This window comes from Zobellia barbeyronii (assembly GCF_018603515.1).
GTDB classification, from domain to species: domain Bacteria; phylum Bacteroidota; class Bacteroidia; order Flavobacteriales; family Flavobacteriaceae; genus Zobellia; species Zobellia barbeyronii.
On record NZ_JACATN010000009.1, the window covers coordinates 55259 to 62700 of the forward strand.

A 7442-nucleotide genomic window follows, 5' to 3' on the forward strand; every position below is an offset into this window, starting at 1 on the left:
TAGATACGTTTATGCCTCTTTGAGCAGTAATTTAATCAAATCTTACATATCGCCAATATTTGTAGGAGAATAAGTAAGAATTACACGTATAAAGCATCTTCCCAAACCTTTAAAAGGTTAAGCAATTTCTTTTAGTAATCAAGCGAAGTTTTTCTAGTGTTAAGTAGTTCTAGTTTTTATGAGAGGTTGCCTATTACTGTTAAAGCCTATCAGGATTAAAAGGAGTGGTTGGTACTTGTCCGCTTACATTTTCTTCTAAAAGTGTTTTGAGTTCAGCCTTTATTTGCTGGTAATTGGGGTCACTTTCTAAATTATTGAACTCTTTAGGGTCTTTTATTTGATTATACAATTCCTCGCCTTCTTTGCCTTCGTTCCAATCTGTGTAGCGCCATTTATTGGTACGTACACTTCTACCCATAACAGGGTTTCCATTGCCTGGTCTAAGCACTTGCGTATAGGCGTGGCCTTCCCAATTCAGGAGGGGGTCATTTAATAAGAGTATTAGATTCTTTCCGGGCTGTTCATTTGGAGGGTTTAGATTGCACAACTTGGCTACTGTTGGATAGATATCAATAAATTCTACCACTTGATCAGATTTGATGCCATTACCTGCTGCGCCAGGCGCATAGATAAGTAAGGGCGCTTTAGATGATTCTTCAAACAGGCAGCGCTTTTGCCAGATACCTTGGTGTTCTCCTAAATGATAACCGTGATCACTCCATAGTACAATAATAGTATTGTCCATCAACTGGTTGTCTTCCAATGCATCCAATAATAGTCCTACTTGGGCATCTATAAAAGAAACTGTGGCATAATAGGCCTGTTTAGCCTCCAAACAGACAGATTCTGGTAAGCCGTAGTGCGCTATTTTACAATTATGGGCAAGAGCAGCATAGGGGATGTCAGCTCTGTCATCTTCAGGTGCGTATGGGATACTTATGGAATCTATAGGATAGAGGTCAAAATACTTTTTAGGTGCGATATAAGGAGTGTGGGGCCTGAAAAAGCCGACGCCAAGAAAAAACGGATTCTCTTTATGTTTTTCAATTTGTTTAATGGCTTCTGTAGTTACCATACCATCTGTCTGCTCGCTATCTTCACCTTCGGCTCTCAGCCAACTCAAGGCGGCACTTATCTTACGGTGGGGCTCTGCATTTGTAATAAGATGTTCCTCGTCTTTATCCCGTCCTTTAGGATTAAAAACTTCGTGCCAAGAAGCAGGGTCATCATGACCATTTGTACCAATGGCCGCTGGAACATTGTAATGATATAACTTTCCTACTCTTCCAACCCAATACCCTTGGTCTTTAAAAAGTTGGGGTAGGGTAGTAACATTGGGAACTTCATCTCTAAAGTGCGCATCAAGATCATAAACCTTTATTGCATCTGGTCTTAAACCGGTCATGACCGAAGCTCTGGAAGGGTTGCAAAGTGGAATCTGGCAATATGCTTTATTAAATTGAACTCCCATCTTGGCTAGCCGGTCAAAGTTTGGTGTCTTGGCTAAAGGATCACCATAAGAAGCTAAACTAGTGGTGAGGTCGTCTACTGCAATAAATAGTACGTTGGGTTTTGTGTCATTCTTTTCCTGACTGGATAAAAAGAGAGGAACAAAAACAAGTAGGGTAAGTAATCTAATATTTAGTTTGAAAAATGACATCTTCTAAGAGTTAGTTTTATGACAGCAAGTATAAGAGTATTTTATACACTTAATATAGCAAATATAACCTAATTAAAAAACTGAGAAGAATTGCGTATGAAAACTAGCGCTTAAAAAAAATACTAAATTTTGGCGACTTTTAGAAAACGCGCAAATTTTTTGGTAGCAAGGGCTTGGACACTTTTTACATGCTATGTTATGTGTTGGTGACTTTCTCTATTTTAGTGAGATACTACTTTTAACCCAACAATTGAGCAGATTAATGTAGATATAAAAAGCAATCTTAAAAATGTTGCGGGTTCTTTAAACACGACTATGCCCACTAAAACGGTTCCTACGGCACCAATTCCTGTCCAAACAGCATAAGCGGTTCCTATAGGTAATGCTTGCGTTGCCTTAATTAAAAGAATCATACTAATACTACAGGTGATAAGAAACCCCAAATACCATAAATACATCTCATTTCCGGTGGTTTCTTTTGCTTTGCCCAAACAAAATGCAAATGCTACTTCAAATAAACCTGCAATAACCAAAATAATCCAATTCATAACTTTTTTTGCAAAGTTGAGAAATGGAATCGAAGGAAAATTTTACAAATGATAAAAAATACGAACCTATTTTACTTCTGCTCTTATTCTGCTTAAACTTACTTGAGTTATGCCCAAATAAGAGGCGATGTGGCCTAATTGAACACGTTTAATTAAGTCAGGGTTATTAGTTAAAAGTTCTATATAACGTTCTTTAGCTGTCCGGAATTCCCGGAAAATAAGTCGTTCTTCTGTTTTAATAAGTTCCTGTTCGGCAAACTTTCGTCCCCAATTTGCTATAGCTATGTCTTTCTCAAAAAGTTGCTGTAAGTTTTGGGTTTTCAGTTCGTATAAATCACAGTGTTCTAATAGCTCAATATCTTCGTATCCTTTCTCATTTGCAACATAACTTTTCATGGAGATAACCGTATCTCCTTCTTTTCCGAAGAAAAATGTTATTTCATTATCGGCAGAATTAGCATAGGCACGAACAATTCCTTTTTTGATAAAATAAATGCTTGTTTCAATTTTGTCGGCCCTCAATAAAATATGTCCTTTAGGATAGCTTATTTCCGAAATGTACTTTTTTATTACTGATTTTGAAGACTCAGGTAAAGGGTATATGTTATTTAGAATCTGGTCTATTTCCATTTAGCGCATTGTTGTTTTAGCATAGTAAATAAAAGTTTAGCTAAGCGTATAGAAGAGGTAATGGGTATTTTTAGTTCTATTTTTTCTAGTCCAAAGCTTAATCAATAAGATTTGGCGACATTATAAATATACGCAGACCTTTCAATATAGCCCTAAAGTGGGCATTGCGTTTAGGCTTCGTGCCTATTACAAAAACTAAAGAAACATCAAAACGCTCAAAAAAGTGGTTAGGTAAGGTAGATTAGGCAGGTTAATATAAAATCAGAGCATATATCCATACGGCAAGAGTACACATATTAAGAAACAGTAAGTTTAGTCTTGCGTTTTCGGTTATTTCTTTGGTTAAAAGAACATAAAGAATTGAACTTACCATGCCTATGTTACACAATAGCATCAACACTTTATTTAACCCATTAAAACCTGAGGCAAGATTTATCTTCTTTTTAGTGGTACTAACTGCTTTTACAGTCTTAAAAAGTGGAGTTATTGTTACTTGTATTTCTGGTGATTTTATTCTTGTTGTTGGAGTAGCAAATTTGAGGTTTGTTGCGGTAGTATATCTATAACCTGAATTTCTAGTTGTTCTAACTGATGTGCCTCCTACATTTTGAGGAATTTTTACGATGCCTATTTTAGTAATAACATCGGTTTTATGTATTTCAGGTAAGAGAAAAAAGTCTGCAAGAAATATAACACTTGATGCTAGAGGTATGGTAATAAAAATAACAAACTTTTTTTTAAAACCTTTTTTAAAAAATAAGCTAATCCGGTCTATTACTACACTCATTTTTTACTGGATGTAAGATGTTTATTTATAACGCAATGTTTTTGAAGGTGGGCTAAATTAGCAATAAATTCATAAAACAGGCTTACGGAATAGCAACATCAGGTTTAGGCAATAATAGAAGTTGTCTAAGTAGATTTGGCTAGGTTTAATTTGTTTTTCAACGTAGTTTTTATTGGTAATAGCGTATCCTCCTTGATTAGTTTCAATAAAATTAAATCCGCATTTGGTGTTAAATTTAGCAATTAACATGTCTCAAAAAAGACAGCTAGCTTTCTTGTTCAAAAACAATATTCCGTTCCGTCTTTTTCTTATATAAGTTCTTAGGAGTAACCTCTGTTTTCGTATCTGAACTATAGTTTTTGTTATCCTGGTTTAGCATACATTCTATTTGATACGCAACCATTTTTTGAAAAGGAACAAGAAAACCCTTTGTCTCGCATTGTTCAAAGTCAGCTGCCTTAAGTAGATTTAAGACCGTATAAACAGATTCAATAGTGCTAAGACAAAGAGATGCGGGTTGCTGCTTTATAGTAAACTCTGATTTTATATTATTATCAAAACTCACTCTTTTTAGTTTTTGCAAGTTCGTACTCATTTTAAGCATTTTACGAGCACAGGGCCATGTACCATCAAGAATGAAGATGTATGGATTATCACCCGTAAATGAATTTATTTCTGAACTTTTTCTTGTGGATAAATTGAAGGTATCTTTCCCAGGATAAAGTAAAAAAGAAGTGTTTTCTTTAGCCAGTAGTTCATTTACACGCTTATTATTAGTAAAATCTACACCAACTATAATCTCTGAATTTTCAAGTTGAAGCTTAGTAATACGTCCCGTTCCGTTTTTTTCTTTTTTGTACTCCTTTGGGTGCATAAGAATAATAAAACGAGTCTTAGTCTGTAAAGGGTTAATGTGTTTACAAAGACATGAAATTGAGGGCATCATGCATTTGTAACATTCGTTTCTTGAATTTCCTATTTCTACTTGCAAAGTGAATATTTCTTCTTTAATTAGTGCTAATGCGGTAACTAGGCACGAAGCTAAAGCTTATTGTTTTGCTTTATTTTTTTCTTGTTCAAAGCTAAATCCATAAGATTTAGCGACTTAGTAGATATACTCAGACCGGGATTGTGTCCTAGGGTTTGTATTACTAATAGGTTATGTTGTACAACGTTTTTATATCGAAGTTTCAACTCAACTATTCAATAGTAATATTCAAGCTGGGGGTCTTCAATATTATTCCATCTGCTTTTCTTAGGTCAATCATTTTTATGCTAATGGTCGAAACGGTTTGTTGCTTGTCTTCTACTAAATATCCATTAACATAAATATCATTGGTTGGATTCAATCCAAAAAACGAATTTAATTCTGACTGGGTTTTAATGTCCAAGTCAATATTTAGATTTCCTCGCATGATACCTTTCGTTTTTTTATCTAAAGGAAAAAGGTTTGTTTGGCTCAATACGTCATCTTTTGAAATATCTAGTTTGGCAAAGTTGTCAGTTTTAATTTTCTTTAAAACCTCCACACTTGCAATAACGTCATCATTGATAATCAATAGCGGTCGTTCCTCAACGGAAGTGTAGAATGTAGAGGTTCCGCCTGGTGTTTGTGCAAATGAAGCAAAACAAAGGAGTAGAACTAGTAATAGAGTTAGATTTTTCATTTTTGAATGTTTTACAACGGTTTAGCTATGAACAGTACGGGAGCAAACTGGCGTTTGCTTTCCGCCACGCACATAGCGAAATCTTTTGGTTTTCTTTTTTTTCTATGTCCCGCTAAAAAGCAAAATTCCAAAGATTTTGCGGACTTCATAAATATACACAGACCTTTTGATGAAGCTAGAAGCCTGTATTGTTTATAGGTTTTGTTGGTGTAGTTATTTGTTCAAAAAAGCTTATTTGTATAATATTGTTCTAATAATATCCGAGTCCTTTTTGCCATTATAATAAAGGGTTTTATTGGTCCAATTCCCTCTGTTGTCATAAACGTATTTGTACTCGCGAACTATTTTCTTTTCTAATTCATCATCTTTAAACTGCTCTTCAATCATTTTAATGATATTACCTTTCATATCATATTCGTAGTTAGTGAAGGCAACAAAATTTTCATTTTTTCGAATATTTTTTTTTAATTTGATTGTGAAATTTGTTGAACGTAAATTATTGAACTCAGGAACTATTCCATCATTATATTTGCTATTATATAAAACCCATTTATTCTCCAACATAGTATTGTTATATGGGTTCTTTTTTTTCTTTTTTCTTTTTTCTTCAGAAAAATCATTATACTCAAATTCTTCTTGCCAATAATACCCGTGAGATGGATGTATTGTAATTTTCTTTTCCATCAACCCTTGATTATTAAAATGAAATTCTAATGTTGAATCTCCATCTTTAAATTTATAGTTCTTAATAATACCATCAGGGGTCTTTTTTTTACTTTCAAATATTAAACTATTAACTAGATAATCTTTATTATTTAATGGAACGAAATAGTCTGCTGCAATCAATAATTCATTTTCGTCATATTTAATAATTATTTTTTCTCTAGGTTCTTCTGAGGCAAAAGTATAAACGGTTTTAATATTTCCATTTTCATTATAAATTATAGAATCAGTAAGAATGTTTCCTCGTGCAAGTGAAAGTTGCCCGTTAGGGTTTAATCTATATTCTTCTTCATCAATTTTTATTGAAATTATCTCATTATTTCCTATTAAATCGGCTACATCAGTAACCATAGCGGATTGGGCATGTAGATGTTCTACAAAAAAAAAGCTTATAAGCAATACTATTATCTTTAGTTTCATTTCATTTTTATAATTAAAGCAAACGGTCTTGTGTATGAAACGTAGCGTGCTAAAAGACGCTTACTTTTCGGATTAACACAGAGCCGAATTTTTATATTTTGTTTTTAATTTTTCTATTCTAAAAGCCAAATTTTTAAATTTGGCGGTCTTTATAAATATACACAAACCATAAGGTAAAGCACTTACTAGCTATGTTTTATACACCGTGTTGGCTACAGTTTTTTGTTTTTTAAGAAATCATCAACAAAAAGTAGAAGAGAGTAAGCTTTTAAACTATTCAATTCCGTTCCAAAATCGGTGTCATATCCATGCAAAACCGCATGTCGATTTAATTCATTGGAACCGCTCAATCCTTGAGAAAAATACTCGTCAATTTTATTAACCCTTTGGATTACCTCCAATATATCTTCAAAAAATTTATTTTTCTTTTCTTCTGCAATAAATTTTTTCAGTTCCTTTTTTTTGTTCCTAGTTATGAATAATAGTCCTTTGCAAAGTCCATCTGCTTGCGAAAGAAACAGTGCAACTGAGGCGTGGTATTTCCCGGATAAATGGCATTCGATGGCCTCTTTTATAATTAAATACCTTTTTGACTGATACTTTTTAAGAAATTTAACTCTGTCGAGCATTTCTTCCACGTAATGGGATGAAAGGTCTTTATTGATTTTATCAATTTCATTTTCTAAAGCCATGTCCATTAGCCATGCAGAATGTGCCAATGTCATACTTCCGTTGATATACCAACCTAATTCTGCGAGTTTAATGAATCCATCTTTTTTTTGAAGTGAATCATATCTTTCCAAACCAGCTTTGATTTGCTCTATCATTTCGGGAGAAAAAGGGTTTTGGAAATTTTTCATTTAAAATTGTAGCCAACGGCTGGGCTCGTATGTTTGTTTCTTAAGTTGAAGATAAGATATTTAGAACAATGAATTAGTTTAAAGGAAGAGTGATTTCGTGGTTGGGCTAGATACTAAAAAGAGATATCGTCGCTTAGGTTTACGCTC

8 protein-coding genes are annotated in these 7442 nt (G+C 33.7%); all 8 read right to left on the reverse strand.

The genetic code is table 11. The features are described 5' to 3' along the window. Window positions 1–199: 199 nt before the first annotated feature. Window positions 200–1660 carry a sulfatase gene (locus HW347_RS20200; protein ID WP_214613530.1) on the reverse strand — a complete coding sequence of 487 codons (1461 nt, stop codon included), beginning with the start codon at window positions 1658–1660 and terminating at the stop codon, window positions 200–202. 221 nt (window positions 1661–1881) lie between these two features. Continuing rightward, window positions 1882–2208 (reverse strand): DMT family transporter, encoded by a 327-nt coding sequence (locus HW347_RS20205; RefSeq protein WP_155595044.1) that lies wholly within the window; start codon window positions 2206–2208, stop codon window positions 1882–1884. Window positions 2209–2274: 66 nt separating this feature from the next. Then, on the reverse strand, window positions 2275–2838 hold the full coding sequence (locus tag HW347_RS20210) for a Crp/Fnr family transcriptional regulator (protein WP_214613531.1): 564 nt from the start codon (window positions 2836–2838) through the stop codon (window positions 2275–2277). Between the two features lie 250 nt (window positions 2839–3088). Continuing rightward, the gene (locus tag HW347_RS20215) at window positions 3089–3625 is read right to left on the reverse strand and encodes a hypothetical protein (RefSeq protein ID WP_214613532.1); all 537 of its coding nucleotides are present in this window, start codon (window positions 3623–3625) and stop codon (window positions 3089–3091) included. A gap of 265 nt (window positions 3626–3890) precedes the next feature. Beyond that, window positions 3891–4616, reverse strand: coding sequence for a tRNA-uridine aminocarboxypropyltransferase (locus HW347_RS20220; RefSeq protein WP_225902006.1), 726 nt, complete (start codon window positions 4614–4616; stop codon window positions 3891–3893). A 208-nt stretch (window positions 4617–4824) separates the two neighbouring features. Beyond that, window positions 4825–5292 carry a hypothetical protein gene (locus HW347_RS20225; RefSeq protein WP_214613533.1) on the reverse strand — a complete coding sequence of 156 codons (468 nt, stop codon included), beginning with the start codon at window positions 5290–5292 and terminating at the stop codon, window positions 4825–4827. Window positions 5293–5523: 231 nt separating this feature from the next. Next, window positions 5524–6435 carry a hypothetical protein gene (locus HW347_RS20230; RefSeq protein ID WP_214613534.1) on the reverse strand — a complete coding sequence of 304 codons (912 nt, stop codon included), beginning with the start codon at window positions 6433–6435 and terminating at the stop codon, window positions 5524–5526. Window positions 6436–6647: 212 nt separating this feature from the next. Further along, window positions 6648–7295, reverse strand: a complete 648-nt coding sequence (locus HW347_RS20235) for a hypothetical protein (protein ID WP_214613535.1) — start codon at window positions 7293–7295, stop codon at window positions 6648–6650. Between the last annotated feature and the right edge of the window lie 147 nt (window positions 7296–7442).

Coding starts and splice junctions, on each gene's coding strand:
- HW347_RS20200 (WP_214613530.1), bottom strand. CDS start 1,660: ATGTCATTTTTCAAACTAAATATTAGATTACTTACCCTACTTGTTTTT.
- HW347_RS20205 (WP_155595044.1), bottom strand. CDS start 2,208: ATGAATTGGATTATTTTGGTTATTGCAGGTTTATTTGAAGTAGCATTT.
- HW347_RS20210 (WP_214613531.1), bottom strand. CDS start 2,838: ATGGAAATAGACCAGATTCTAAATAACATATACCCTTTACCTGAGTCT.
- HW347_RS20215 (WP_214613532.1), bottom strand. CDS start 3,625: ATGAGTGTAGTAATAGACCGGATTAGCTTATTTTTTAAAAAAGGTTTT.
- HW347_RS20225 (WP_214613533.1), bottom strand. CDS start 5,292: ATGAAAAATCTAACTCTATTACTAGTTCTACTCCTTTGTTTTGCTTCA.
- HW347_RS20230 (WP_214613534.1), bottom strand. CDS start 6,435: ATGAAACTAAAGATAATAGTATTGCTTATAAGCTTTTTTTTTGTAGAA.
- HW347_RS20235 (WP_214613535.1), bottom strand. CDS start 7,295: ATGAAAAATTTCCAAAACCCTTTTTCTCCCGAAATGATAGAGCAAATC.